General features: G+C 73.2%; 27 protein-coding genes. 7 read left to right on the forward strand and 20 right to left on the reverse strand.

Features of this window, described 5'->3' with window-relative positions; all coding sequences use genetic code 11:
- Window positions 1-44 precede the first annotated feature (44 nt).
- From ABZ478_RS07320 to ABZ478_RS07330, 3 genes are all read left to right on the forward strand, one after another.
- Window positions 45-1,838: a thiamine pyrophosphate-requiring protein gene (locus ABZ478_RS07320; protein WP_359546146.1), complete on the forward strand. Its 1,794-nt coding sequence runs from the start codon at window positions 45-47 to the stop codon at window positions 1,836-1,838.
- A gap of 93 nt (window positions 1,839-1,931) precedes the next feature.
- The gene (locus tag ABZ478_RS07325) at window positions 1,932-2,309 is read left to right on the forward strand and encodes a DUF2795 domain-containing protein (RefSeq protein WP_358927846.1); all 378 of its coding nucleotides are present in this window, start codon (window positions 1,932-1,934) and stop codon (window positions 2,307-2,309) included.
- Window positions 2,310-2,395: 86 nt separating this feature from the next.
- A complete protein-coding gene (locus ABZ478_RS07330) occupies window positions 2,396-2,938 on the forward strand; it encodes a type 1 glutamine amidotransferase domain-containing protein (protein WP_359546148.1) in 543 nt (180 codons plus the stop codon).
- A 64-nt stretch (window positions 2,939-3,002) separates the two neighbouring features.
- Here the strand turns inward: ABZ478_RS07330 and ABZ478_RS07335 are convergent, their stop codons facing one another.
- The 3 genes from ABZ478_RS07335 to ABZ478_RS07345 form a co-directional block, all read right to left on the reverse strand.
- Window positions 3,003-3,260 carry a DUF6158 family protein gene (locus ABZ478_RS07335; protein WP_359546150.1) on the reverse strand — a complete coding sequence of 86 codons (258 nt, stop codon included), beginning with the start codon at window positions 3,258-3,260 and terminating at the stop codon, window positions 3,003-3,005.
- Between the two features lie 149 nt (window positions 3,261-3,409).
- Window positions 3,410-5,029 (reverse strand): ATP-binding cassette domain-containing protein, encoded by a 1,620-nt coding sequence (locus tag ABZ478_RS07340; protein ID WP_359546152.1) that lies wholly within the window; start codon window positions 5,027-5,029, stop codon window positions 3,410-3,412.
- A 42-nt stretch (window positions 5,030-5,071) separates the two neighbouring features.
- On the reverse strand, window positions 5,072-5,725 hold the full coding sequence (locus tag ABZ478_RS07345) for a histidine phosphatase family protein (protein ID WP_359546154.1): 654 nt from the start codon (window positions 5,723-5,725) through the stop codon (window positions 5,072-5,074).
- 104 nt (window positions 5,726-5,829) lie between these two features.
- Here ABZ478_RS07345 and ABZ478_RS07350 point away from each other — a divergent pair, with 104 nt between their 5' ends.
- On the forward strand, window positions 5,830-7,314 hold the full coding sequence (locus tag ABZ478_RS07350) for a phosphatase PAP2 family protein (protein ID WP_359546156.1): 1,485 nt from the start codon (window positions 5,830-5,832) through the stop codon (window positions 7,312-7,314).
- A 174-nt stretch (window positions 7,315-7,488) separates the two neighbouring features.
- A complete protein-coding gene (locus tag ABZ478_RS07355) occupies window positions 7,489-8,310 on the forward strand; it encodes a class I SAM-dependent methyltransferase (RefSeq protein ID WP_359546158.1) in 822 nt (273 codons plus the stop codon).
- A gap of 65 nt (window positions 8,311-8,375) precedes the next feature.
- Here ABZ478_RS07355 and ABZ478_RS07360 read toward each other — a convergent pair whose 3' ends face one another.
- From ABZ478_RS07360 to ABZ478_RS07420, 13 genes are all read right to left on the reverse strand, one after another.
- Window positions 8,376-8,657, reverse strand: coding sequence for a gas vesicle protein K (locus tag ABZ478_RS07360; RefSeq protein WP_359546160.1), 282 nt, complete (start codon window positions 8,655-8,657; stop codon window positions 8,376-8,378).
- Window positions 8,654-8,842: a gas vesicle protein gene (locus ABZ478_RS07365; RefSeq protein ID WP_143638825.1), complete on the reverse strand. Its 189-nt coding sequence runs from the start codon at window positions 8,840-8,842 to the stop codon at window positions 8,654-8,656. Before ABZ478_RS07365 ends, ABZ478_RS07360 begins: the two co-directional genes overlap by 4 nt.
- On the reverse strand, window positions 8,839-9,597 hold the full coding sequence (locus tag ABZ478_RS07370; RefSeq protein ID WP_359546162.1) for a GvpL/GvpF family gas vesicle protein: 759 nt from the start codon (window positions 9,595-9,597) through the stop codon (window positions 8,839-8,841). Before ABZ478_RS07370 ends, ABZ478_RS07365 begins: the two co-directional genes overlap by 4 nt.
- Complete coding sequence (locus tag ABZ478_RS07375) at window positions 9,594-9,938, reverse strand: gas vesicle protein (RefSeq protein ID WP_359546164.1); 345 nt, start codon at window positions 9,936-9,938, stop codon at window positions 9,594-9,596. The genes ABZ478_RS07370 and ABZ478_RS07375 overlap by 4 nt, the downstream gene beginning before the upstream one ends.
- A complete protein-coding gene (locus ABZ478_RS07380; protein WP_359546166.1) occupies window positions 9,935-11,137 on the reverse strand; it encodes an SRPBCC family protein in 1,203 nt (400 codons plus the stop codon). Before ABZ478_RS07380 ends, ABZ478_RS07375 begins: the two co-directional genes overlap by 4 nt.
- Window positions 11,134-11,763 carry a DNA primase gene (locus ABZ478_RS07385; RefSeq protein WP_359546168.1) on the reverse strand — a complete coding sequence of 210 codons (630 nt, stop codon included), beginning with the start codon at window positions 11,761-11,763 and terminating at the stop codon, window positions 11,134-11,136. The genes ABZ478_RS07380 and ABZ478_RS07385 overlap by 4 nt, the downstream gene beginning before the upstream one ends.
- Window positions 11,763-12,023, reverse strand: a complete 261-nt coding sequence (locus ABZ478_RS07390; RefSeq protein WP_359546169.1) for a gas vesicle protein GvpG — start codon at window positions 12,021-12,023, stop codon at window positions 11,763-11,765. Before ABZ478_RS07390 ends, ABZ478_RS07385 begins: the two co-directional genes overlap by 1 nt.
- 34 nt (window positions 12,024-12,057) lie before the next feature.
- Window positions 12,058-12,828: a GvpL/GvpF family gas vesicle protein gene (locus ABZ478_RS07395; RefSeq protein ID WP_359546171.1), complete on the reverse strand. Its 771-nt coding sequence runs from the start codon at window positions 12,826-12,828 to the stop codon at window positions 12,058-12,060.
- Window positions 12,825-13,256 carry a gas vesicle structural protein GvpA gene (locus ABZ478_RS07400; protein ID WP_358927813.1) on the reverse strand — a complete coding sequence of 144 codons (432 nt, stop codon included), beginning with the start codon at window positions 13,254-13,256 and terminating at the stop codon, window positions 12,825-12,827. The genes ABZ478_RS07395 and ABZ478_RS07400 overlap by 4 nt, the downstream gene beginning before the upstream one ends.
- 76 nt (window positions 13,257-13,332) lie before the next feature.
- A complete protein-coding gene (locus ABZ478_RS07405; protein WP_358927811.1) occupies window positions 13,333-13,707 on the reverse strand; it encodes a gas vesicle protein in 375 nt (124 codons plus the stop codon).
- 123 nt (window positions 13,708-13,830) lie between these two features.
- Window positions 13,831-14,790, reverse strand: coding sequence for a non-homologous end-joining DNA ligase (gene ligD / locus ABZ478_RS07410; RefSeq protein WP_359546173.1), 960 nt, complete (start codon window positions 14,788-14,790; stop codon window positions 13,831-13,833).
- A complete protein-coding gene (locus ABZ478_RS07415; protein ID WP_359546175.1) occupies window positions 14,787-16,634 on the reverse strand; it encodes a transketolase in 1,848 nt (615 codons plus the stop codon). Before ABZ478_RS07415 ends, ligD begins: the two co-directional genes overlap by 4 nt.
- Window positions 16,631-18,163: an NAD(P)/FAD-dependent oxidoreductase gene (locus ABZ478_RS07420; protein WP_359546177.1), complete on the reverse strand. Its 1,533-nt coding sequence runs from the start codon at window positions 18,161-18,163 to the stop codon at window positions 16,631-16,633. Before ABZ478_RS07420 ends, ABZ478_RS07415 begins: the two co-directional genes overlap by 4 nt.
- Before the next feature lie 194 nt (window positions 18,164-18,357).
- On the opposite strand from ABZ478_RS07420, the gene ABZ478_RS07425 reads away from it, so the two are divergent.
- Window positions 18,358-19,311 (forward strand): LLM class F420-dependent oxidoreductase, encoded by a 954-nt coding sequence (locus ABZ478_RS07425; protein ID WP_359546179.1) that lies wholly within the window; start codon window positions 18,358-18,360, stop codon window positions 19,309-19,311.
- 360 nt (window positions 19,312-19,671) lie between these two features.
- On the opposite strand, the gene ABZ478_RS07430 is transcribed toward ABZ478_RS07425, so the two are convergent.
- Complete coding sequence (locus tag ABZ478_RS07430) at window positions 19,672-20,058, reverse strand: phage holin family protein (RefSeq protein ID WP_359546181.1); 387 nt, start codon at window positions 20,056-20,058, stop codon at window positions 19,672-19,674.
- Between the two features lie 105 nt (window positions 20,059-20,163).
- On the opposite strand from ABZ478_RS07430, the gene ABZ478_RS07435 reads away from it, so the two are divergent.
- Window positions 20,164-20,511 (forward strand): VOC family protein, encoded by a 348-nt coding sequence (locus ABZ478_RS07435; RefSeq protein ID WP_359546183.1) that lies wholly within the window; start codon window positions 20,164-20,166, stop codon window positions 20,509-20,511.
- A gap of 13 nt (window positions 20,512-20,524) precedes the next feature.
- On the opposite strand, the gene ABZ478_RS07440 is transcribed toward ABZ478_RS07435, so the two are convergent.
- The 3 genes from ABZ478_RS07440 to ABZ478_RS07450 are packed head-to-tail and all read right to left on the reverse strand — an operon-like array spanning window position 20,525 to window position 24,075.
- A complete protein-coding gene (locus tag ABZ478_RS07440; protein WP_359546184.1) occupies window positions 20,525-22,555 on the reverse strand; it encodes a DUF5107 domain-containing protein in 2,031 nt (676 codons plus the stop codon).
- Between the two features lie 40 nt (window positions 22,556-22,595).
- Window positions 22,596-23,495 carry an arginase family protein gene (locus ABZ478_RS07445; protein WP_359546186.1) on the reverse strand — a complete coding sequence of 300 codons (900 nt, stop codon included), beginning with the start codon at window positions 23,493-23,495 and terminating at the stop codon, window positions 22,596-22,598.
- 28 nt (window positions 23,496-23,523) lie between these two features.
- Window positions 23,524-24,075, reverse strand: coding sequence for a GNAT family N-acetyltransferase (locus ABZ478_RS07450; protein ID WP_359546188.1), 552 nt, complete (start codon window positions 24,073-24,075; stop codon window positions 23,524-23,526).
- Window positions 24,076-24,144 lie beyond the last annotated feature (69 nt).

Raw genomic sequence — 24,144 nt, forward strand, 5'->3', positions numbered from 1 at the left:
ACTGACCGGATGTCCGCCGCCGACCGCACCGGGAGGGCCCCTCCATGAGCAGCAAGGTCTCCGACCACATCCTCGAGCGGCTGCGAGCCTGGGGCGTGGAACAGGTCTTCGGCTACCCCGGAGACGGCATCAACGGGCTGCTCGCCGCCTGGGGACGGGCGGAGAACCAGCCGCGCTTCATCCAGTCCCGGCACGAGGAGATGTCCGCCTTCGAGGCGGTCGGGTACGCCAAGTTCAGCGGCCGGATCGGGGTGTGCGCGGCCACCTCGGGGCCCGGCGCGATCCACCTGCTGAACGGCCTGTACGACGCCAAGCTGGACCACGTCCCGGTGCTGGCGATCGTCGGCCAGACCAACCGGACCGCGATCGGCGGCTCCTACCAGCAGGAAGTCGATCTGCACACGCTGTACAAGGACGTCGCCTCGGAGTTCGTCGAGACGGTGATGGTGCCCGAACAGCTGCCGAACGTGCTGGACCGGGCGATCCGCACCGCCTACGCACGGCGCTGCCCCACCGCGATCATCATCCCGGGCGACGTGCAGGAGCTGGACTACTCGCCGCCGACGCACGAGTTCAAGATGGTGCCGTCCAGCCTGGGGATGAGCGACTACACCGCGACCCCGACCGACCAGGCGCTGCGCCGGGCGGCGGACGTCCTGAACGCGGGTGACAAGCCCGCGATCCTGATCGGACAGGGCGCCGCCGGCGCGGTGGCCGAGGTGCGGGAGATCGCCGAGCTGCTGGGTGCGGGCGTGGCCAAGGCGCTGCTCGGCAAGGACGTCCTCAGCGACGAGCTGCCGTACGTCACCGGGCCGATCGGGCTGCTGGGCAGCAGGCCGTCGTACGAGCTGATGCGGGACTGCGACACCCTGCTGACCATCGGCTCCTCCTTCCCGTACACGCAGTTCATGCCGGAGTTCGGCAAGGCGCGCGGGGTGCAGATCGACATCGACCCGCACATGGTCGGCATGCGCTACCCGTACGAGGTGAACCTGATCGGCGACGCCGCGGCCACGCTGCGGCGGCTGATCCCGCTGCTGGACACCGACCGGGGCGGGCGCGAGTGGCACGACACCGTGTGCGCCAACGTCAAGCGCTGGCACGACACCATGGAGCGGCGGGCCGGTCTGACGGCCGACCCGATCAACCCCGAGTACGTGGCCCGGGCGCTCGACCCGCTGCTGCCGGACGACGTGATCCTCACCTCGGACTCCGGTTCGGTGGCGAACTGGTACGCGCGGCACATCACGATGCGGCCGGGCATGCGCGGTTCGCTGTCCGGGACGCTCGCGACGATGGGCCCGGGTGTGCCGTACGCGATCGGCGCGAAATTCGCGCACCCGGACCGGCCGGTGGTCGCGCTGGTCGGCGACGGCGCGATGCAGATGAACGGGCTGGCGGAGATGATCACCGCAGCCAAGTACCGGGACCGCTGGTCCGATCCCCGGCTGGTGGTGGGCGTGTGGAACAACCGCGATCTGAACCAGGTCACCTGGGAGATGCGCGCGATGGAGGGCTCCCCGTCGTTCCTGCCGTCGCAGGAGATCCCGGACGTGCAGTACGCGGCGTTCGCCCGCACCCTCGGCCTGACCGGGGTCCGGGTGGAGAAGCCCGAGGAGGTCGAGGCCGGCTGGCGTGCGGCCCTGGAGGCCGACGGCCCGGCCGTGATCGAGTTCGTCACCGACCCCGCCGTGCCGCCCATCCCGCCGCACGCCTCCTGGGAGCAGATGGAGGCGACGGCCAAGTCGATCCTCAAGGGCGACGCCGACCGGGGATCGATGATCAAGCGGGGGTTGAAGGCAAAGGTGCAGGAGTTCCTGCCGGGCGAGAGGAAATAGCCGGGAGCAGCGGAAAGCGAGTGCCGGGAAGTCCGTGTCGGCCGGCGGCCGGCGGGTACGCGGTCCGGACCTTCGACCCTCTGGAGGGAGAACATGCAGCGAGGCAGTGACCGGCTGAACGTCCACCGGGACGACGAGATGAAACACGAGCTGCAGGGCCTGCTCAGGTCCGGGCATCCCACGCGCACCGAGGAGTGGCACGACCCGGAGCCCACCGCGGACGACGACCCGGAGGTGTGGGCCGGACCCGTGGCACCGGGGCAGGCGGGCGCGTCGCTGGAGACGGTGCGGCTGGAGCTGGCCCGGCACCTGGGGCGGCACGCCTTCCCGGCCAACGCGGGCGAGCTGGCCCGGGCGCTGCGCCGCGGCAACGCCCCCGGCGCGCTGATCGACGCGGTGGCGGGACTGACCCGCTCGAGCCGCTACGAGACCGTGCACGAACTGGCCGAGGCGCTGGTGGGCCGGGCATGAGCCAGGGCCCGGGCGGCCGGAGCGGGAAGCGGCGCGCCCGGGCCGGCAAGGCCGTCGTCCGTGCTGTGGAAGGAAAGTGAGCAAGCATGCGTATCGCGTTTCTGGTGGCCCCCGAGGGTGTCGAGCAGGTCGAACTGACCGAGCCGTGGAAGGCCGCCTCCGACGGCGGGCACGAACCGGTGCTGGTGTCGACCGCGTCCGGCAAGATCCAGGCGTTCAACCATCTGGACAAGGCGGACACCTTCCCCGTGGACGAGGTGGTGGGTGAGACGTCGGCCGCCGGGTTCGGCGCGCTCGTGCTGCCCGGCGGGGTCGCCAATCCCGACTTCCTGCGGATGGACGAGAAGGCCGTCGCTTTCGTCAAGGAGTTCTTCGAGGACGGCAAGCCGGTCGCCGCGATCTGCCACGCGCCGTGGACGCTGGTCGAGGCGGACGTCGTGCGGGGCCGGGAGCTGACCTCGTGGCCCAGCCTGCGGACCGACATCCGCAACGCGGGCGGCACCTGGGTCGACGAGCAGGTCAAGATCTGCGACCACGGTTCCAACAAGCTGGTGACCAGCCGCAAGCCGGACGATCTGAAGGCGTTCTGCGACGCCTTCCTGCACGTGTTCGCCGGCGAGGCGGGCTGATCCCGTCCACTGCGCGTCGAAGGGCCGGCCCGTACGGGCCGGCCCTTCGGCGTGGGCGTCCGGATCAGGTGCCGGACGTGTCCGGAGTCACCGCGTCGCCGCACCCGCGCTCACGGGCGCCCTCACGGGTGCGGCCCGCGCTCACCAGGCGGCGCGGGTTGCGGCGCAGGTACTCGCCCTCCAGCTGCGCCATCCGCTCGTTGTGGGCCCGCAGCGCGTCGTTGGAGCCGTACAGCAGGGTGTCGTGGCGCGTGCGGTGGATCGTCTCCAGCTCCTTCATGAGCTGCTGGTCGTCCAGTCGGCTGGGCTCGACTCCGGTCATGGTGGTGCCCCGCTCGTCGTGGTCGTGTCGGCGGTCCGGGTACCCGCCCGGATGAACCGCACCCGGGCATCCCGGGACGGAAGCCGTGGAGCTCGCGTTCCTGCCTCCACTGTACGAACATCCCGGTCCCCGGGCCTCCGCATACGTCCTCAACGGGCGCGTTCCACCCGGCGCTCGTCCCAGACCGGCTCGGGGGTCTCACGGACGCGGCCGTCGCTGCCGAAGACCAGGAACCGGTCGAAGGAGCGGGCGAACCAGCGGTCGTGGGTGACCGCGAGGACGGTGCCCTCGAAGGCCTCCAGGCCCTCCTGGAGGGCCTCGGCGGACTCCAGGTCGAGGTTGTCGGTGGGCTCGTCCAGCAGCAGGGCGGTGACACCCTCCAGTTCCAGCAGCAGGATCTGGAAGCGTGCCTGCTGGCCGCCGGAGAGCCGGTCGAAGGACTGCTCGGCCTGGCCGGTCAGCTCGTAGCGGCGCAGCCGGGACATGGCCGCGCCCCGGTCCTGGGCATGCTCCTTCCACAGGATGTCCAGCAGGGTGCGGCCCGTGAGTTCGGGGTGGGCGTGGGTCTGCGCGAAGTGGCCGGGCACGACCCGCGCGCCGAGCTTCCACTCGCCCGTGTGCGCCACCTCCTGACCGGCCAGCAGCCGCAGGAAGTGCGATTTGCCCGAGCCGTTGGAGCCGAGCACGGCGACCCGTTCGCCGTAGAAGACCTCCAGGTCGAACGGCTTCATCAGGCCGGTCAGCTCGAGACCCGCGCAGGTGACGGCACGCACCCCGGTACGGCCGCCCTTCAGCCGCATCCTGATGTCCTGCTCGCGCGGCGGCTCGGGCGGCGGTCCGGCCTCCTCGAACTTGCGCAGCCTGGTCTGGGCGGCCTGGTAGCGCGAGGCCAGTTCGTGGCTGACGGAGGCGGCCTGGCGGAGGTTGATCACGAGCTTCTTGAGCTGGGCGTGCTTCTCGTCCCAGCGGCGGCGCAGCTCCTCGAAGCGGGCGAAGCGCTCGCGGCGCGCTTCGTGGTAGGTGGCGAAGCCGCCGCCGTGCACCCAGGCGTCGGCACCGGCCGGGCCCGGCTCCACGGAGACGATCCGCTCGGCGGCGCGGGCGAGGAGCTCCCGGTCGTGGGAGACGAACAGCACCGTCTTGCGGGTCTCCCGCAGCTGCTCCTCCAGCCAGCGCTTGCCGGGCACGTCGAGGTAGTTGTCCGGCTCGTCGAGCAGCAGCACCTCGTCGGTGCCGCGCAGCAGCGCCTCCAGGACGAGGCGTTTCTGCTCGCCGCCGGAGAGGGTGCGCACCTGCCGCCACTGGGCCCGCTCGTACGGCATGCCGAGGGCGGCGGTGGTGCACATGTCCCACAGGGTCTCGGCCTCGTAGCCGCGCGCCTCGGCCCAGTCGGCGAGGGCCTGCGCGTAGCCGAGCTGGGCGGCCTCGTCGTCGACGGTCATGATGGCGTGCTCGGCCCGGTCCACGGCCCGCGCCGTCTCGCGGATACGGGGCGGCGCGACGGACACGAGCAGGTCGCGGACGGTCGTCTCGTCCCGTACGGAGCCGACGAACTGGCGCATCACGCCGAGGCCGCCGCTGACGGTCACCGTGCCGCCGTGCGGTTTCAGCTCGCCGGAGATCAGCCGGAGCAGGGTCGTCTTGCCGGCGCCGTTGGGGCCGACCAGGGCGACGGCCGCGCCCTCGCCGACCCGGAAGGAGACATCGCCGAGCAGCGTCCTCCCGTCGGGGAGGTGGTACTCGAGGTGCGCGGCTTCCAGATGTCCCATGAGGAGGCATTCTGTGGGCCGCCCCGGCGCAGGGGCAAACCGTTATCCGGCGTCCACCGGTTCCCCCGCCGGGCCGCTGTCCCCCGCCGGTTCCACCGCCGCGCCCTCCCAGGCCAGGGCCTTCCACCCGTCGGACGGCGAACCCTCCAGGACGACGACGCCGGTGTTGCGCAGCGGGCGGGCCGCGGCGAACGCGACGTCGACGTTGCCGGCCCGGGCCGCGGTCCACAGGCGGATCGCGGCGCCGTGGCTGACCATGGCGACGGTCGCGGCGCCGCTCGCGGCGGCCTCGGCGACGACCGCGTCGTACCGGGCGAGGGTCTCCTCGCCGTTCTCCCCACCGGGGATGCGCGGTGCGGTGTCACCGGCGGCCCAGGCGAACACCGTGCGCAGGTAGAGGGTGCCCCGCGGGGAGTCACCCGGCAGCATCTCCAGGTCGCCCGCGGTCACCTCGCGGATGCCGTCCCGGACGATCGGCTCCAGGCCCCGGGCGGCGGCCAGCGGGGCGGCGGTGAGCCGGGTGCGCAGCAGGGTGGAGACGTAGACGGCCTCGATGTCCTCGTCCGCGAGCGCCCGGGGCAGTTCGGCGGCCTGCCGCTCGCCGAGCGGGGTGAGCCCCGGGCCGGGTACGGCGGTGTCCAGCAGCCGGTCCACGTTGGACGGGGTCTGGCCGTGGCGGACCAGGAGCAGGCGCATCCGGGGTGTCTCCTCACACGCCCGTCGGGCGGACCGGTGAGAGCGGGCCGGTGACCGGCGTGTCCGGGCACAAGAAGCGGGCACTTCAGGGTAACCGGAGCCCTATGAGCCCAGACGTCGACCTCACTGTCCCGAGGCCCCGCCTCCGCGCCCTGTCCAAGCTGCTCGAGTACGACTGCCGGCTGTTCGAGCTGGCGGCCGGCCGGCACTGGCCCGGCGGCGAGCGGGTGCTGCCCCGGCTCAGCCGGAGCGCCAACCACGGGGTGCTGTGGTTCGCGACGGCCGCCGCGATCGCGGCGAGCCGTTCGCCGCGTGCCCGGCGGGCCGCCACCCGGGGTGTGGCCTCGCTGAGCGTGGCCTCGCTGGCCATCAACACCATCGGCAAGCGGTCGGTGCGCCGCGCTCGGCCCGTGCTGGACTCGGTGCCGCTGTCGCGGCAGCTCAAGCGCCAGCCGATCACCACCTCGTTCCCGTCCGGTCACGCCGCCTCGGCCGCCGCCTTCGCCACCGGGGTCGCCCTGGAGTCGCCGCGGTGGGGTGCGGCGGTGGCACCGGTGGCGTTCTCCGTGGCCATGTCGCGCGTCTACACGGGCGTGCACTATCCGAGTGACGTGCTGGCGGGGGCGGCGCTGGGCGCGGGCGCCGCGTTCGCCGTACGGGGCCTGGTCCCGACCCGTACCCAGGTCGCGCCGCCCCCGCGGCCCCGGACCGAGGCGCCCGCGCTGCCCGACGGCGAGGGCCTGGTGCTCGTCGCCAACCGCGCTTCGGGCACCTCGGACCGGGTGCGCGTGCTGCATGAGGCGCTGCCCGGGGCGGAGATCGTGGAGTGTGCCCCGGAGGACGTGAAGGCGGAGCTGGAGAAGGCCGCCGCGCGGGCGCGGGTCCTCGGGGTGTGCGGGGGCGACGGGACGGTGAACACGGCGGCCGGGGTGGCCCTGCGGCGCGGTCTGCCGCTGGCGGTGCTGCCCGGGGGCACGCTCAACCACTTCGCCTACGACCTGGGCGTGGAGGACGAGCGGACCCTGGCCGACGCCGTCCGGGCCGGCGAGGCGGTCCGGGTGGACGCCGGCCGGTTCGTGGCGGGCGATCACGAGGGCCTGTTCCTGAACACCTTCAGCCTGGGTGTCTACCCGGAGCTGGTGCGCGAGCGGGAGCGCTGGTCGTCCCGGATCGGCGGCTGGCCGGCGGGGATGCTCGGCGCGATGAAGGTGCTGCGCGCCGACCGGCACCCGCTGACGGTGGAACTGCGCGGCAAGCGCCACCCCCTGTGGCTGCTGTTCGTGGGCAACGGCACCTACCACCGGATGGGTCTCGCGCCCGGACGCCGTACCGACCTGGCGGACGGGCTGCTGGACGTGCGGGTGGTACACGGGACCCGCAGGCCCGCGCTGCGGCTGCTGGCGGCCGCCGCGGCCGGCCCTCTCACCCGGTCCCCGGCCCACGCGGCGGTCCAGGTGAACCGGCTGCGGCTGACCGGCCTGGCCCCCGGGACGCCCCTGGCGTACGACGGCGAGGTCGTCGAGGTGGGCGGGGACGTGCTGGTGGAGAAGCTGCCCGAGGCACTGACGGTGTACCGGCCGCTGTCCTGATCCCGGGCGGCTTCTCCGGCCGCCCTCCCGCGCCTCGCGGCCGTGACGCGCCCGTCCACATGATGAAACGTGGGTCTCATCATTCGGCACGGGCGCGTAGCGTTCGGCGTACCGCGCGACGGGGTCGCAAGGCCCGTCGCGGGTGACGTCGACGAGGGGCGAAGGGGCACAGCCATGCCGAAAGCGCGGGACACCGCCGTCTACACGCACGGGCACCACGAGTCGGTGCTGCGGTCGCACACCTGGCGCACCGCCGCCAACTCCGCGGCCTATCTGCTCGGCGTGCTCGAACCCCACATGCGGATCCTGGACATCGGCTGCGGCCCCGGCACCATCACCGCCGACCTGGCCGCGCTGGTCCCCGAGGGCCGTGTCACCGGCGCCGACCGGGCTCCCGCGATCCTGGAGCGGGCCCGGGCGACCGCCGGGGCGCGTGGCCTGACGAACGTGGACTTCACGGTCGCCGACGTCCACGCCCTGGACTTCCCCGACGACACGTTCTGCGTGGTCCACGCCCACCAGGTGCTCCAGCACGTCGGCGACCCGGTGGCGGCGCTGCGCGAGATGCACCGGGTGACGAAGCCCGGCGGGTACATCGCGGTGCGCGACGCCGACTACGCGGCGATGACCTGGTACCCGGTGCTGCCGGGCCTGGACGACTGGCTGGACCTGTACGAGGCGGTCGCCCGGGCCAACGGCGGTGAGCCGGACGCGGGCCGGCGACTGCGGGCCTGGGCGCTGGCCGCGGGGCTGACGGACGTCACGGCGACCTCCAGCACCTGGACGTTCGCCACCCCCGAGGAGCGCGCCTGGTGGAGCGGGCTGTGGGCCGACCGCACGGTGGACTCGGGTTACGCCGACCGGGCCGTACGGGGCGGGCACGCCACACCGGAGCGGCTGCGGGCCGCGTCGGCGGCCTGGCGGGACTGGGGCCGGCGGGAGGACGCCTGGTTCGGTGTCCTGCACGGCGAGATCCTGTGCCGCAAGGCGGCCTGACCGCGCCCCCGGGAGCCCCGGGATTCTCCTCGGGGCTCCCGGGGAGAATCCCGGAGCCGCTTGGCTCACTGGCGGGGCAGCAGCGGCCCCAGCGGCCCGAGGTCCAGGTTCAGGTCCTCGGGCCGCAGCCCGTAGCGGTCCCGGAGTTCGGCCATCCGCTCCTCCAGGAGCATCAGGGTGAGCCCGATCCGCTCCTCCTGGTCCTCGGTCAGCTCACCGGTGTCGAAGCGGCGCACCGCCTGCCGCTCCATGAGCTGGCGCAGCAGCTCCACCACGGTCAGCACCAGTTTGACCAGGTCGCGTTCGACCGTGTCGGGCTCCAGGTCGAGCCGCTTGCGGGTGGTCACAGCAACTCCTCGAAGGGTGAGGGCACCGTCTCGTTCACGGAGCTGATCAGCGCGTTGAGGTCGATGCGGACGAGGTCGACGTCCGCGATCCGCAGCGTCAGGTCCCCGGTGATGACGACCCCGCCGGCGAGCAGCCGGTCCAGCAGGTCCACGAGAGCGATCTCACGTCGCTCGACGACGGTCACGCTTCCTCCCCGCTGAACGAGTACGCGGCCCACGGCCCGGTGAGTTCCACCCGGATGCCGGGTGTCTCGTCCTTCGTGCGGTCCACCAGCTCCACGAACTCCTCGCAGCCCGCACGCGGCACCAGATAGGCCGCGTTGAGCACGTTCTGCCCCGACGCCCCGGACAACGCCGTGTTCTGCGCGGGATGCATCCGGACGTCCTCGGCGTGCTCGCTGAGCCGCTCGTGCAGGGAGCGCGCGAACGACTCCGCCCGCTGCCACCTCTCCTCGTGCGCCTCGCTGTGCCGCCGGCGGCTGCGCAGATAGTCACGGCCGCTGGCCGGTTTCGCCGCCGGCGCGGCGGCGGGCTCGGCGGGCTCGGCCTCCACGAACACCTTCACGCCCCACTCCACCCGGCCTTCGAGCCGGTCCAGGGCGCGCCGGAAGTCGTCCTCGCGGGCCTCGATCATCGCCCGGATGCCGCTGTCGTCCCGGAAGACGGTCGCGAGGCGCAGCGGCAGCGGGGTGGTGACCGTGCTGAGCGCGGCGATCACGCCCTGGTGGGCGCGGGCCGTCGCGCTCAGCCAGTCGAGATCCTCGAGACGGGACCGCAGCCCCTGCTCGTCGAAGTCCGCCTCCGGCACCGCGCTGACGACCGCGACCAGCCCGTGGTGGTGCAGCAGCGCCGGCGGGGCACCCCCGATACCGGTCAGCTCGGCCTGCAGGGGCGCGTCGAGAGGCCGGCAGACGGCGTAGACGTACCGCAGTGCGCTCATGGAGCCTCCTCCTCCGTCGGCACGCTGCCGGGTGCCAGTTCCTGGAGCCGTTCCAGCCGCTCCCTGAGCTCGGCGTTCTCCTTGGCCAGCTCGTTCTGGCGGGCGCGGGAGGACAGCGCGGGGTCGGTCTCCCACCAGTCGATGCCCATCTCCTTGGCCTTGTCGACCGAGGCGATGACGAGCCGGAGCTTGATGGTGAGGAGTTCGATGTCGAGCAGGTTGATCTTGATGTCGCCCGCGATGACGATGCCCTTGTCGAGCACCCGTTCCAGAATGTCGGCGAGGTTGGCCCCGCTGCCGCTCTGGCCGTATGGCTCGGGGAACCGGCTGGCAGTCGTCATCGACGGCTCCTGCCTCCGGAGTACTCAGGCTCCTCCTCTTCCTCGGGCTCCTCCTCGGGCTCCTCCTCGGGCTCCTCCTCGGGCTCCTCCTCGTACTCGTCCTCGTAGGGGCCCTCCTCCTCGTCCTCGTACTCCTCCTCCTCGGGCTTCTCCTCGTACTCGTCCTCGTAGGCCTCCCCGTTCTCGTTCTCGGCGGCGGGCTCGTCGCCCTCCTCGCCCTCCTCGCCCTCTTCGGGCTCCGCGGACTCCTGGGGCTCCTCGCCCTCTTCGGGTTCCTCCTGCTCGGACTCCTCCTGCTCGGACTCCTCCTCCTCGGCCACCGCGTCCTCGTGGCTGCGGACGACCTCGCCGTCGCGGATCTCCCCGCGCCAGCCGTCCTCCGCCTCGCCCTTGAGCGTGATGTGACGGGCGAAGTTCTTGAAGTCGAGCCGGACCCGGCGGCCCTGGGCGCGCCAGATGTTGCCCGTCTTCTCGAAGAGGCCGCTCGGGTAGTACTCCATGACCAGGAGGATGCGGGTGAGGTTCTCGTCGAGCCGGTGGAAGGAGACGACGCCCTTCGTGGTGCCCTTGGCAGCCTCAGACGACCACTGGATCTTGTAGTCGGGGACCTGCTCGACGGTGTGCGCCTTCCAGCTCCGGCTGGACCAGAAGATCTTGGCCTGCCAGTCGGAGTGCGTGTCGTCGGCGCGGCTCGCGCTCTTCACACCCTTGGCGAACGTGCTGAAGTCCTGGTACTGGGTCCACTGGTCGTAGGCGGTGCGCACCGGCACGCCGACGTCGACGGACTCGACGATGACGGTCGGCTTGTTGCCCCCGCCCTTCTTGCCCTTGCTCTTGCCGCCCCCGAGGCCCTTCAGCTTGCCCATGACGGTGTCCTTGGCGTGCGAGGCCCCGAGTTCCAGCGCGGAGCGCAGCGGGCCCTTGCCCTCGGCGACCTTGCGGCCGGCGTCCAGGGCGAGCTTGGCGAAGCCCGGGCTGTTGCCCTCGGCGATGTCGTTGAGCTTGCCCGTGGTCTCGCCCAGCTTGCGGCCGAAGCCGGTCAGCAGCTTCTGCGCCTGGGCGCCCAGGTATTCCTGAACCTCCGCCTTGAGCCGGTCCGCCGCCTCGCTGTGCGCCAGATCGGACAGGGGGTTGCTCGTGGCCGCTCCGCCCGCGGCCTTGCCGGCGGCTGACGTCGCGGATCCGACGGTCTCGGTCATCGGTCATCGCCGCCCTTCGACTGCCCGGACCGGCCGCCGTTCCGGCTGCCGCCGGCCGCGGCCGTCTTCTTCGTGGCCGTTCTGCGGGCCGCGCCCGCCTTCTTGGCGGCCGTCCGGCCGGCCGTGCTCTTCGCCGCGGCCTTCTTCCCGGGGGCCTTCTTGGCCGGCGCCTTCTTGGCGGAGGCCTTCTTCGCGGGCGCCTCGCGGCGGGGCTGCTCGCCCTCCTGCTCCGCGGAGTCCTCCTGCGCCTCCTCGTCCTCCTCCTCGTTCCCCTCCGCTTCCTCGCGCTCGGAGCCCTTGCCGGGCACCACGCCGGAGAGCTGGTCGCGCACCGCGTTGGTACGGCCGTGCAGCCGGTCGGCGAGCGCGTTCATCTGCCGCTCGGCCATGGCTCCGGTGGCGGCCTTGCCGACGCCGCGCAGATCCTGCCGGACCTGGTCCCCGATCTCCTTGAACTGCGGGTTGTCACGAAGCTGCTGGCTCAGCAGGTCCGCCATGGCCCGCGGAGTGAGGTTCAGCTTCTTTCCGGCCACCACGGAGCCGACCGCGAGAGCCATTTTGAGCTTCTTGGTGCGTCCCAGGAGGTAGCCGGCCCCTATCGCGAGGCCGAGTCCCGTTCGATTCATCACGTCGTCCCGTTGCCAGTGGTTTCGCCGGAGCGCAGGGCGGTCTCCAGCCGGTCGAGCAGTTCGTCCTCGCGGCGGTCGAACTCCTCCTCGCTGATCTCGCCTGCCTCCAACTCCTCCTCGAGGCGGGCGAGTTCGGCCCGTACGGTGGCGGGGTCGTAGTAGATGCGCTCCGCCTCGCGGTACACCTGTTCGATCGCCCATCCGGCGCCGCGGACCGGTGCGAACGGCAGCAGCAGCACCTCGCTGATCAGTCCCACGATGTCCCTCCTTTCCGTTCGGGCCGGGCCGCTGTTACTGCGCTCCGGCGTCGGCGCCGGCCGTGCTGTCCGCGGGCGCGGCGGGGCCGGGCTCCACGAAGCTGTACGGCGGGAGCGGTCCGTTGACCCGCAGATCGAGATGGGGGTGGCTGGTGCGGACCTGCTCGACCGCGGCCAGGAACTCCTCGGCCGTGTCCCGGGCCACCAGGAACGACAGGCTGACGAGCCAGCCGGTCGACTCGGGGCCCACGCTGACGTCGGCGCCGGCCGTCTCCAGGGCGGCGCGCACCTCGGCCGCGTCCTCGGCCTCCTTGGCCTTGACGGCGGCCGCGACCATCTCACCGAGACGGATCTTGTCGTCGTAACTGCCGCCGCCGGACTGCCGGTTGGCCTCGGCCAGGGAACGCACCTCGGCGTTCTCGGCCATCACGCGGTGCAGGACCGCCTCTTCGACGTGCGTGGCCTTGACGTTGTACTCGACCTTGCCGTCCAGCTCCCGCAGCCGCTCCAGGTAGTGCTGCGCGCGCTCGCCCAGCACCTGGGTGACGGATTCGTCGTCGGGGGCGACGCTGCCGAACCGCATCGGCAGGATGCAGCCGGCCGCACCGGTCTCGGCGAGCACGTTCTGGTGCGCGAGCAGGTCCCGGCGCTTGGGCCGCAGCCCCTCGGGCGCGTCGCTGACGACGGCCGCCAGTTCGCCGGCCGTCAGCACGCGCACCGGCAGCGGCGGCTCGCCCACGCCGGACATGCCCTCGGGGAGCGCCGGGTGCGAGCGGGCGGTGATGCCGTAGACGTAGGTGCTCACTCCGACTCCTCCTTACGCCGGGCCGCGGTCTTACGGGCCCGCGGCCGGGACTCCCGCTGCCCCTCCTGGCCCTCGTCACGGGCCTGCTGGAAGGCGCCGGATATGGTCTCGGCGGCTCCGGACAGCGCGCCCTTGCTCTTGCCGCGGGCACCGGACTCGGTGACCTCGCCGACGATCTCGGGCAGGCCGGGGCTCTTGTTCGGACCCGACTCCAGGTCGAGGCGGTTGCACGCCTCGGCGAAGCGCAGATAGGTGTCGACGCTGGCCACGACGACGCGGACGTCGATCTTCAGGATCTCGATGCCGACCAGGGAGACACGGACGAACGCGTCGATCACGAGCCCCCTGTCCAGAACCAGTTCCAGTACGTCGTAGAGGCCGCTGCTGCCGCCTCCGCCGCCGCTCTGTTGTGCCGGTACAACGGTCATGCCGGCCGTTCCTCCTTCTCTCGGTGATCGGACAAGCGGTGCGCCGGTGGGCGCCGCACACGGGGGGACGGGCGGTCTAGCGGCCGCGCGCGTCCGACCGTCCGCGTTCGTAACGACGGACGCGGCGATAGCCGGTGAGCTGCCCGTCCTCGTCCAGCTCCACCTGGTAACTCGCCATCAGGCTCATGGTGTCCGGCACCCGCTCGAGTTCGAGGACCTCCACATCGAGCGACCATCCGCTCTCGGTCTGCTCGAAGGAGGACACCGACTCCGGCTGGAGCCCGGTCAGCTCGGCGAGCTGGGCGCGGGCCTCGCGCAGCACCTCCATGGGACGCGGCCGCCGGCCGGTGGCCGCGCCCCGCGGCGCGTCGTCGTCCGCCTGGGACGCGTTCCGCTCGTCCTGTGAATTCTGTGAATTCTGTGACTGATGCGTGTTCTTTGTGTTCGTCATGGCCACCTCTCCCCTGCGTGTGGCCGCTCATCCCTTGGCCAAACATTCCGGGGGTACGGGTTCTCGAAGCCGCAGGTCACAGATGGCGAGCGCGGGCCCGGAACCGGCCACGGCCGGCCGCCGTCAGCCCTTCAGTCCCGCGAGGCGGCGCTGGGCGGGTCCGAGGGCGCGTCCCCGGCCCGGCAGTGCGGCCCACGGGTCGGTGCGGGCCTGGTCGGCGGCGTCGGCGATGGTCCAGCGGCGGGCGTGGACGCCTGGATCGGCCACCTGTTCCCAGCTTAGGGGTACGGCGACCGGCGCGCCGGGCAGAGCGCGCACGGTGTACGGGGCCACGGCGGTCTGCGCGTAGCCGTTGCGCTGCACGTCGAGGTAGAGGCGGTCGCCGCGGTCGCGGATGCGCGCGGCGGTGGTGAGCCGGTCGGGGTGCGCGGCCTCGGCGAACTCGGCCACGTCGCGGGCGAACCGGCGTACCTCGTCGAAGTCGTGGCGGCCGTCCAGCGGGACGACCAGGTGCAGTCCGCGCGAGCCCGTGGTCATGGGTGCCGCGGGCAGGCCCAGCTCGTCCAGCAGCTCGCGCAGTACGCCGGCCGCCTCCCGTACGGCGGCGAAGCCCTCCTCGGGGCTGCCGCCGGGCCCGTCGGGCGCCGGGGCGGGGTCGAGGTCGAAGACCAGCCGGTCGGGGTGGTCCGGGCCGCCGGCCCGGTCGGTGCGGGAGAGCCAGCGGTGCAGGGTGAGACAGGCCTGGTCGGCGAGGTACAGCAGGGTGGCGGTGTCGTCGCAGACGACGTGCGTCACCGTGCCGCCCTCCTTGGCGACCTCGGCCCGGGTGATCCAGTCCGGGTAGTGGCCGGGGGTGTTCTTCTGCATGAAGCGGGGGCCGTCGAGGCCGTCCGGATACCGTTCCAGCATCAGCGGACGGCCCCGCAGGTGCGGCAGCAGATACGGCGCGACGGACCGGTAATGGTCGGCGAGATCGCCCTTGGTGAACCCCTCGGCGCCGCCCGGGAGGAGGACCTTCCCGGGCCGTCGGACGCGCACCGAGCGGCGGCCCGCCCGTATCGTCCGCGCGTCGTCTTCACTCATCCCACGACCGCCTCCTCGACCAGCAGCTTCGCCGCGGCCGCGATGCCCGCGGCGTCGATGCCGGCGGCGTGGAGCTGCTCGTCGGGCGCGGCCGAGCCCGGCATGGTGCGCACCCCTAGCCGGACCAGACGGGGCACGGGCCGGCCGTCGGCGAACGCCTCGGCGACGGCGTCCCCGAGGCCGCCCTCCTCGTGGTGGTCCTCGACCGTGAGCAGGCAGCCGGTCTCCTCGCCGGCCCGGCGCAGGGTCTCGGCGTCGACGGGCTTGACGGAGTACAGGTCGATCACCCGGACCTGGATGCCGTCCTGGGCGAGCCGGTCGGCGGCCGCCAGGGCCTCGTGGACGGTGACCCCGGCCGCGACGACGGTCAGCCGGTCCCGCTCGCCGGAGCGCAGCACCTTGCTGCCGCCGACCGGGAACTCCTCCTCGGGGCCGTAGATCACCGGGCTCTTGCCGCGCGAGGTGCGCAGATAGCGGACGCCGTCGAGACCGGCCATGGTGGCGACCAGCCGGGCCGTCTGGTTGGCGTCGCACGGGTACAGCACGGTCGAGCCGTACACCGACCGGAACATCGCCAGGTCCTCCAGGCCCATCTGCGAGGGACCGTCCTGCCCGATCGCCACGCCGGCATGCGAGCCGACCAGGTTGATGCCGCTGCCGCTGACGGAGGCCATACGGACGAAGTCGTGGGCGCGGCTGAGGAAGGCGGCGAACGTCGAGGCGTACGGCACCCAGCCGCGGGCCGCCATGCCGACGGCGGTGGCGACGAGCTGCTGTTCGGCGATGTAGCACTCGAAGAAGCGGTCGGGGTGCTCCTTGGCGAACATCTCGGTGCGGGTGGAGTCGCCCACCTCGCCGTCCAGCGCGACGACGTCGCCCCGGGCGGCGCCGAGCGCGGCGAGGGCCTTGCCGAAGGCGTCGCGGGTGGCCACCTCCTCGCCCTTGTCGTACCGCGGCAGCCGCACCACCTCGGTGCTGAGGGAGCGGAGCGCCGCGGCGGCGGCCGGCTCACCGACCTGGACGTGCAGCTCGCGCGGTCCGCCCAGCTCGGCGATGGCCTCCTCGGCCTCGGGCAGCGGCTTGCCGTGCAGGCCCTCGCGGTCCTCGACGGAGGCGACGCCCTTGCCCTTGAGGGTGCGGGCGAGGATCACGGTGGGCTGTCCGGTCGTCGACAGGGCCTCGCCGTACGCCCGGTCGATCGCGTCGACGTCATGGCCGTCGATCTCGATGGTGTGCCAGCCGAAGGCCTGGAAGCGGCGGGCGTAGGCGTCCAGGTCGTGGCCGTGCCGGGTCGGGCCGCGCTGGCCCAGCCGGTTGACGTCCACGACGGCCACCAGATTGTCCAGGTTCTCGTACGCGGCGTGCTCGGCCGCCTCCCAGACGGAGCCCTCGGCGAGTTCACTGTCCCCGCAGAGCACCCACACGCGGAAGCCGGTGCGGTCCAGCCGCTGCCCGGCGAGCGCGATGCCCACGCCGACCGGCAGGCCCTGGCCGAGCGAGCCGGTGGCGGTCTCCACCCACGGCAGCCGGCGCGGGGTCGGGTGCCCCTCCAGGCGGCTGCCGAGCTTGCGGAAGGTCAGCAGCTCGCCGTCCTCCACCGCGCCGGCCGCCTTGTACGCGGCGTACAGCAGCGGCGAAGCATGGCCCTTGGAGAGCACGAAGCGGTCGTTGGCGGGGTGTTCGGGGCGCTCGAAGTCGTAGCGCAGGTGGTTGGCGAGCAGGACGGCCATCAGATCGGCGGCGGACATCGAGGAGGTGGGATGCCCGGAGCCCGCCGCGGCGGCGGCCCGCACGCTGTCCACGCGCAACTGCTGCCCGAGTTCGGCGAGTTCGGCGGTGTTCATGAATCTCCTTCTGCTGGTTCGGGTGGGTCCCGGCGGTCCGCCGGATCCTCGGGGTCGGTGCGCCGGACGGGGCCCGGGGCGGGATGGCCGGTGGGCGGTGCGGATGCGGGCCGGTCCTCCGCGGGCGCGTCCGCGGGCCGGCACCCGGCGGGCCGCTCGACGGGCCGGCTCGCGGCGGGTTCGCCGCCGTCGCCGTCGTGCGCGCCCTCGCCCGGCCGTCCGGGGCCGCCGGGTACCCGGGCCAGCTCGGGGGATGCCGTGTCCAGCGGAACCGACCAGGACCGCACCAGGCCCAACTGCACGGTCTGGCGCGGGAGTACGGCGTCCAGCAGCCAGTCGGCGGCCACGCGCAGGCGGTTGCCGGGCAGGGCGGCCAGGTGGTAGCCGCGGGTGACCGCGCCGGCCGGCGGGCCGGACAGCGGGACACCGAACGGGTTGGCGGCGGCCCGCACCCCGCCGAGGTCCACGGCGAAGCCCAGGTCGCGGTGGCGGTAGGCGCGCCGGCGCCGGCCGAGGCCGAGCGAGGCGGCCACGTTCTCGCCGGCCACCCTGCCCTGCCGCCAGGCGTGCTGGGCGGTCATCGGGGTGAACTCGCCGGGGCGCTCCAGGTCCGGCACGGCCGCCGCGTCCCCGCAGGCGAACACCTCGGCGCGGCCCGGCACCTGGAGGTACGGATCGACGATGAGCCGGCCCCGCTCCAGCGGCTGTCCGACGCCCTCGATCAGCGGATCCGGCCGGACCCCGACGCACCAGACCAGGGTCCGCGACGCCACGAAGTCGCCGTCGGTGAGCAGTACGCCGTCATGGGTGGCCTCCTTCACCGAGGTGCCGGTGCGGACGTCGACACCGCGCGCCCGCAGCACCCGGTCGGCGGTACGGGAGAGCCTTTCGTCCATCTCCGGCAGCACGCGGGGCGCCGTGTCCAGCAGGATCCAGCGGGGCCGTGCCACACCCGGCAGGTCCCGGCGGGCCAGGTGATCGGTGAGCATCCGCATCTGCGCGGCCACCTCGGTGCCGGTGTAGCCGGCACCGACCACGACGAAGGTGCATCGCGCGGAGCGCGCCTCCGGGTCGTCCTCCGTCGCGGCGAGTTCCACCTGCCGGGTGACGTGGTCCCGCAGGTACAGCGCCTCGGGAAGCCCGCGGAAGCCGTGTGCGTGCTCGGCGACGCCGGGGATGGGCAACAGCTTGTTGACGCTGCCGACGGCCAGCACGAGCCGGTCGTAGCCGAGGGTCCCGGTGCCGTCCTCGGGGTCCCGGTAGTGGACGGTGCGCCGGTCGAGGTCGACGCCGGTGGCCTCCCCGAGGACCAGCCGCACCCCGCGCAGAGTGCCGGGCAGCGAGACGGTGACCCGGCGGGCCTCCAGGATCCCGGCGGCCACCTGGGGCAGCAGCGGCAGGTACAGGAAGTAGTCGGTCGGGTTGAGCAGCGTGATCCGGGCACGGCCGCGGGTGAGCCGGGCGAGGGTGCGGGCGGCCCGGTACCCGGCGAAGCCGGCGCCGACGATCACGACACGTGGTCGACTCACGGGTGTCCCTCCGGCGGTGTGGCTCCCTCCAGGCCTTCCGCGTAACCGGGGCGTCCGCACCCAAACGCCGCCCGGCTCACCCGGACGCCGGTCGTGCCCGCGTTTCGCCCGGTCGACGTCGGTTACCCGGCCCGGGTCCCTTCGATCCCCACCAGTCGCGACCCCGGCCGTGCGGTCGCGCGGAGGTGTCTGTCATGCCCGAATACGGTTATTTCCTGGCCTGCGAGGAGCACGGCCCGGCCGAGCTGATCGAACAGGCCCGGATGGCCGAGCAGGCCGGCTTCCAGGCACTGTGGATCTCCGACCACTACCACCCGTGGAACGGCGCGCAGGGGCAGAGCCCGTTCGTCTGGTCGATGATCGGCGCGCTGTCGGAGGCCGTGTCGCTGCCCGTCGAGACGGCGGTGACGTGCCCGACGGTGCGCATCCATCCGGCGGTGGTGGCGCAGGCCGCGGCGACCAGCGCGGTGCTGACCGGGGGCCGTTTCCGGCTCGGGGTCGGCACCGGCGAGGCGCTGAACGAGCACATCCTCGGTGATCGGTGGCCCCCGGCGCACGTGCGCCTGGAGATGCTGGAGGAGTCCATCCAGGTGATGCGCCGGCTGTTCACCGGCGAGGAGGTCAACCACCACGGCACGCACTACACGGTGGAGAACGCCCGGCTCTACACGATCCCGGACGAGCCCGTCCCGATCGACATCTCCGGCTTCGGCCCGAAGGCCACCTCGCTGGCCGCGCGGGTGGGCGACGGCTACATCACGATGATGCCGGACGAGGAGATGGTCACCCAGTTCCGCAAGGGCGGCGGCGGGGCCAAGCCGGTCAGCGGCGGTACGAAGGTCTGTTACGGGGCCGACCGCGACGACTGTGTGCGGACGGTGCGCGAGCTCTGGTACAACGAGCTGCTGCCCGGCGAGATGGGCCAGGTACTGCCCTCGCCCCGGCACTTCGAGCAGCTCGCGGAGCTGGTCACCGAGGACATGGTGCGGGAGAAGTCGGTGTGCGGCGACGACGTCGACGAGCATGTCGCTGCGCTGCGGGCGTTCGGCGACGCCGGCTTCGACCGGGTGTACGTGAACCAGATCGGGCCGGATCAGAAGGGGTTCTTCGACTTCTACCGCACGAAGGTGCTGCCGCGGCTCGGGTGAGGGCGGTGCGTTTTCGGGCTTTCGGGTGCGGGTGGGTTACGGCCGGGCGCGCAGTTACCCGCGCCCCTGGGTCGGTTGCCGTGCCGCCTGCTTGCTCGGCTCGGAGGTCAGGGGGCGCCGTGGTGCGTTGTCGGGCGCGGGTGGGTTGTGGCCGGGCGCGCAGTTCCCCGCGCCCCTGGGTCGGTTGCCGTGCCGCCTGCTTGCTCGGCTCGGGTGTCAGGGGGCGCCGTGGTGCGTTGTCGGGCGCGGGTGGGTTACGGCCGGGCGCGCAGTTCCCCGCGCCCCTGGGTCGGTTGCCGTGCCGTCTGCTTGCTCGGCTCGGGGGTCGGGGGTGGGTCGTGGATGGGCGCGGGGGTGGGGTCAGGCCCTGTGGTGGGGGACGTCGTCCGGTGAGGGCGGGGGGTCGGTGGGCATCGGGGGGTAGGGGGTGCGGGGGTGGGCGGTGGCGTGGCCGTGCTTCGGGTGGGCGGCGCCGCGCAGTACGTAGGCGAGGGCGCCCAGGATCGCGGCGGTGATCAGTGCGGCCGCCCAGCCCGGCAGGCCAACGGCCAGGGCGAGGCCCACCGCGAGCGCGAGGGCGCCGCCCGCGTACAGGGCGACGGCGCCCGAGGCGGCGTAGAGCATGGCGGTGCGGCGTTGCTTGCGGCTCTGCTCGCGCAGTTCGTCGCGTACCGTCTCGCGTGCCACCTGTGCCAGCTCTTCGACGAGGTGCTTGTCCAGATGTTCCAGGTGATCCAAACGGTCCATGTAATACGCCTACCCGCCGGATCCGGGCGGTAACGGCATCGCCCGGTGCCCGCCGCCGCGGGCTCGGACTGTGCCGGTCCGGGCGTCCCAACTAGGCTCGTGCGCATGGAGATTCTGGGCGCCACACTGCGCATCTGCGTCGACGACCTCGATACCGCGATCCCCTTCTACGAAAGACTGGCCGGTGGCCGGGCGCTCCGGTTCGAACGCGGTGGGGTGCAGGTGGCCGCGATCGGCTCCTTCCTTCTGATGAGCGGCCCGGAGGCGGAGCTGGAGGTGCTGCGCAAGGTCACGGCGACGATCGCCGTCGAGGACGTGACCGAGGCGCACCGGCTGCTGACCGACCTGGGCGCCCGGGTCATCGCCGGGCCGGTACCGACCCCGGCGGGCCGGAACCTGCTGGCCATGCACCCGGACGGCTCGATCTTCGAGTACGTCGACCAGAGCGGCTGAGCCGGCCTCCCGCTCAGCCGGCGTCCGGCCGCATCCGGAAGTCGAGGCGGGCGGGCAGCGGTTCGTCGGTGAGCCGGGCCCACAGCAGCTCGATCACGTCCGCGCCCTCCCGGAGGTCCGCCACCTCGAACCCCTCGTCGAGGACGGCCCGGGCGTCCGCCCGCCGCCCCTCGGCGAGCAGCAGATCCGCCTCCAGCAAGCGGAACGCGCCGCGCTGCCGCACCGCGGGCAGCAGCCGCTCCCACACCGCGCGGGCCTGCGCCGTGCGCCCCGTCCGCAGCAGCGCCCGGAGCGCCTCGCGGCCCAGCGCGGCCACGGCGGCGGTCCAGGCCTCCCCGTCGGTGGGGGTACCTCCCACGCCGTTCAGGCCGTGGGGGAGGCGTTCGCGGCACAGATCGTCGAAGGCCTCCGCGTACCGGTCGGCGGCCCGCTCGTGGTGGCCGGACTCCTGGTCGGCGACGGCCAGGCAGCGCAGCAGCGGCCACAGCGAGGGGGCGAGCGGCACCGCCCGCTCCCAGCTGCGCACCGCCTGGGCGCGGTCCCCGGCGTGCCACTGGGCGATGCCGAGGTGGTACTCGGTGTGCGGGGTGGCGGGCGCCGTCTCCAGCATGTCCCGCCAGTGCGGGGCGACCAGTGTCCCGCCGGGCGGGCGGACCCGGCGCGGTTCCGGCAGCGAGCCGGTACGCAGCAGTTCCAGCCAGGGCTCCTGCGCCTCGCCGAGGGTGGACTCGGGAAACGGCGTGCCGGGCAGTTTCCGGTCGGCGCGCAGGACCTCGAGCGCGCCCCAGCCGGAGCCGGTGGCCAGCCGCTCGCCGGGTTCGGTGTCGGCGTACGGCATCCAGTCCGAGTACGCCCGCTCGACGCGGGCCCGCGGCAGGACCGCCGCCAGCCGGTCCTCGGCCCCCCGCACGACCGCCTGCCACGAGGGGCCGTCGGGAGCGGCGTCCAGCGGGCCGTACGCCTCCAGCCAGGACACCTCGCTCTCGGGTTCCAGCCGGACGTGCTCGAGCTGGGTGCGGGCGAGGCCGGCCTGGATCTCGCAGTAGCCGCCGGTGCCGGGCTCGGTCAGCCAGTCCTGCCAGCGCCGGCCGCCGGGCCCGCTGCCCCACACGAACAGCTTCCGGCCGCGCAGCACGTCGGTGGAGGTCTGCACCAGCCCCTGCCCGTCCGCGTCCACCGCCGCGATCCAGCGGCGCCGGCCGTCCGGGACATCGTAGAAGTAGTCGGCGGCGTAAGGGCTGTTGAGGGGGCGGGTGCGGTCGATGCCGTCGTGGCTGGGGACCGGCACCCGGCGCAGCCGGCGCTCGTAGCCGAACTGCCAGGCCTCGTCGGCGGGGGCGAGGATCCGGCGGTCCTCGGGGACGGCGATGTTGGACCACCAGTAGGCGGGCGCCGCGTGCTCGTGCGGGTTGCGGATCCGGACGCCCACGTACAGGAAGTCGGATCCCTCGGGGAGCCACAGGTCGACCTGGAACGGCAGGTCACGCAGCCGCTCCCACTCCCACAGGCGCAGCATCTCTCCCCCACTGCCCGAACGGCGTGGGCGGTGCCCCCAGCCGTCGGGGGCGGGGACGCGGGCGGCGTGCAGGGGTGCGCAGGACAGGGTGGTGTGGCCGGTGGCACCGATGTTCCACTCGATGCCGCCGGAGTACCAGGCGCCGTTGAGCGCGAAGTTGGCGGGCTGGAACACCGGGTTGCGGTACAGCAGTTCGCGTCCGGTGGGCAGGTGGACCAGGGAGGCGATCCGGCCGCCGAGGCCGGGCAGGACGGTGGCCCGCAGCCGGTCGTTCTCGATCACCAGGGCCTGGAGGGCGCGGGGTTCGCGCTCTCTGCCGTACCCGTCGCGTACCCGCACCGGCAGCAGGCTGCGCAACGGCTCGTAGTCGAGCTGCCGTGCCATGTCGCGGGGCATGTCCCCGCGGTCCCGGTCGTCGACATGGTGCACCTCGTCGAGGGGACGGAGCGGGGGCAGGGGGTTGTCGGGGCCCAACCGCGCGGCGGGCAGGGTGATGACCTCACGTCGGATCCTCGTCACGATGACCATGGAACCCGGCGTGCGGCGAGTCGGCCAGGGGATCTGCCGGTCAGGATTGCGCAAAGGCGGCCACGACCAGATCGGCCAGCAGGGCTCCCGCCGTGCCCTCGGGGTCGAGGTCGGGGTCGTAGATGGTGACGTTGAGACCCACGCAGCGCGGGGAGGCGAGCAATGGGCGCAGCAGCTCCTCCAGTTCGGCGGGCAGCAGGCCGTCCGGGTCGGGGCTGTCGACGGCCGGCATCACGGACGGGTCGAGGACGTCGGCGTCCAGGTGGACCCAGAAGCCGTCGAGTCCGGGTGCCCGGAAGGCCTCGGCGGCGGCCCGGGCGACCGCCCCGGCGCCCTCGGCGCGGATGCCGCCGACGGTGGCGGCCGGCATCTTCAGCGAGGCGAGTTCGGCCAGGTCGTCCGTGAAGGCGTCGCGGATGCCGAAGAACCGTACGTCCTCGTCCCTGAGGTAGGGCCGCAGGCCCTCCAGGTCCGTCAGGTCCTCCTGCCCGCGTCCGGTGCCGATCGCGACCTCCTCGCCGCCCGCGGCGCCGATCCGGCCGGAGTTCCCGGGGTGCCGGAAGTCGTGCGACGCGTCGATCGCGGCGAGCCCGTACCTGCCGAGCCGGCGCATGGCGAGGGAGGCGCCGAGCTGGATGGAGCAGTCGCCGCCGAGCACGACGGGGAACTCCCCGGCGCGCAGATGGCGTTCGACGCGGTCGGCGAGCCGCACGGTGTACCCGGCGAGCGCGGCCGCGTTGAACACGCCGTCGCCCTCCCGCCAGTCGCCGCGGTCGTAGCGGGGCGGTACGACCACCCCGCCCTCCCGTGCGCCGAGCCGCCGCAGCAGGCCCTGCTCGCGGAGGGCTCCCGCCAGCTTGTAGCAGCCCGGGACGGTGCCGGGGGCAGGCGGGCGCAGGCCCAGGTTGGAGGGGGCGTCGAGCAGGACGAGCGTTCGCATGGAAGTCTCCCTCAGCCGGACGGCGGGTTCAGTCGCGGTCGCGCATCTCGGTGGTCAGTGCCCAGCGTTCGTGGTCGCGCCAGGCGCCGTCGATGAAGATCATGGCCGGCGAGAAGCCCTCCAGGCGGAAGCCGGCGCCGCGGGCCAGCGCGACGGAAGCGGCGTTCTCCGGCTGGGCGTTGATCTCGAGCCGGTGCAGTCCGAGCGCCCCGAACGCGTAGCCGATCACCAGGTCGAGGCCCTCGCGCATCAGTCCCCGGCCGGCCGCGTGGGCGAAGGCGCCGTAGCCGAGGGCGCCGGACTGGAAGCCGCCCCGGACGATGTTGTTGATGTTGATGAACCCGGCGATGTCCCCGGTGTCCCTCTCGCACACGAGGAACCCGGCCCTGGCCGGGTCCTTCATGAGCGGCCCGGCGTAACTCGCGTAGCCCTCGTCGGTGTCCGGCGGGAACAGCCACGGCCGGTGCAGGTCCTTGCTCTCCCTGGCCCGGGCGGTGAACTCGGGGCTGTCCTCCAGGGTGAAGGCGCGGATGCCCACACGGGGGCCGGTGGCGAGGTAGTGGGCTGCGGTGTGCGGCATCCGGCCAGCCTACGCGTCACCGGCCGGGCCGCGGCGGCGCGCTGTCCCGGTTCCGGCCGGGCCCCACCG

The organism is Streptomyces sp. NPDC005706, assembly GCF_040631045.1.
Lineage (GTDB): Bacteria > Actinomycetota > Actinomycetes > Streptomycetales > Streptomycetaceae > Streptomyces.

Excerpts from the sequence above, each read along its gene's own strand:
- ABZ478_RS07450 (WP_359546188.1), bottom strand. The coding sequence starts at position 24,075 with ATGCCGCACACCGCAGCCCACTACCTCGCCACCGGCCCCCGTGTGGGC.
- ABZ478_RS07430 (WP_359546181.1), bottom strand. The coding sequence starts at position 20,058 with ATGGACCGTTTGGATCACCTGGAACATCTGGACAAGCACCTCGTCGAA.
- ABZ478_RS07440 (WP_359546184.1), bottom strand. The coding sequence starts at position 22,555 with ATGGTCATCGTGACGAGGATCCGACGTGAGGTCATCACCCTGCCCGCC.
- ABZ478_RS07355 (WP_359546158.1), top strand. The coding sequence starts at position 7,489 with ATGCCGAAAGCGCGGGACACCGCCGTCTACACGCACGGGCACCACGAG.
- ABZ478_RS07405 (WP_358927811.1), bottom strand. The coding sequence starts at position 13,707 with ATGACGAACACAAAGAACACGCATCAGTCACAGAATTCACAGAATTCA.
- ABZ478_RS07400 (WP_358927813.1), bottom strand. The coding sequence starts at position 13,256 with ATGACCGTTGTACCGGCACAACAGAGCGGCGGCGGAGGCGGCAGCAGC.
- ABZ478_RS07385 (WP_359546168.1), bottom strand. The coding sequence starts at position 11,763 with ATGAATCGAACGGGACTCGGCCTCGCGATAGGGGCCGGCTACCTCCTG.
- ABZ478_RS07325 (WP_358927846.1), top strand. The coding sequence starts at position 1,932 with ATGCAGCGAGGCAGTGACCGGCTGAACGTCCACCGGGACGACGAGATG.
- ABZ478_RS07375 (WP_359546164.1), bottom strand. The coding sequence starts at position 9,938 with ATGACGACTGCCAGCCGGTTCCCCGAGCCATACGGCCAGAGCGGCAGC.
- ligD (WP_359546173.1), bottom strand. The coding sequence starts at position 14,790 with ATGAGTGAAGACGACGCGCGGACGATACGGGCGGGCCGCCGCTCGGTG.
- ABZ478_RS07425 (WP_359546179.1), top strand. The coding sequence starts at position 18,358 with ATGCCCGAATACGGTTATTTCCTGGCCTGCGAGGAGCACGGCCCGGCC.
- ABZ478_RS07335 (WP_359546150.1), bottom strand. The coding sequence starts at position 3,260 with ATGACCGGAGTCGAGCCCAGCCGACTGGACGACCAGCAGCTCATGAAG.
- ABZ478_RS07370 (WP_359546162.1), bottom strand. The coding sequence starts at position 9,597 with ATGAGCGCACTGCGGTACGTCTACGCCGTCTGCCGGCCTCTCGACGCG.
- ABZ478_RS07330 (WP_359546148.1), top strand. The coding sequence starts at position 2,396 with ATGCGTATCGCGTTTCTGGTGGCCCCCGAGGGTGTCGAGCAGGTCGAA.
- ABZ478_RS07415 (WP_359546175.1), bottom strand. The coding sequence starts at position 16,634 with ATGAACACCGCCGAACTCGCCGAACTCGGGCAGCAGTTGCGCGTGGAC.
- ABZ478_RS07320 (WP_359546146.1), top strand. The coding sequence starts at position 45 with ATGAGCAGCAAGGTCTCCGACCACATCCTCGAGCGGCTGCGAGCCTGG.
- ABZ478_RS07445 (WP_359546186.1), bottom strand. The coding sequence starts at position 23,495 with ATGCGAACGCTCGTCCTGCTCGACGCCCCCTCCAACCTGGGCCTGCGC.
- ABZ478_RS07435 (WP_359546183.1), top strand. The coding sequence starts at position 20,164 with ATGGAGATTCTGGGCGCCACACTGCGCATCTGCGTCGACGACCTCGAT.
- ABZ478_RS07350 (WP_359546156.1), top strand. The coding sequence starts at position 5,830 with ATGAGCCCAGACGTCGACCTCACTGTCCCGAGGCCCCGCCTCCGCGCC.
- ABZ478_RS07345 (WP_359546154.1), bottom strand. The coding sequence starts at position 5,725 with ATGCGCCTGCTCCTGGTCCGCCACGGCCAGACCCCGTCCAACGTGGAC.
- ABZ478_RS07340 (WP_359546152.1), bottom strand. The coding sequence starts at position 5,029 with ATGGGACATCTGGAAGCCGCGCACCTCGAGTACCACCTCCCCGACGGG.
- ABZ478_RS07380 (WP_359546166.1), bottom strand. The coding sequence starts at position 11,137 with ATGACCGAGACCGTCGGATCCGCGACGTCAGCCGCCGGCAAGGCCGCG.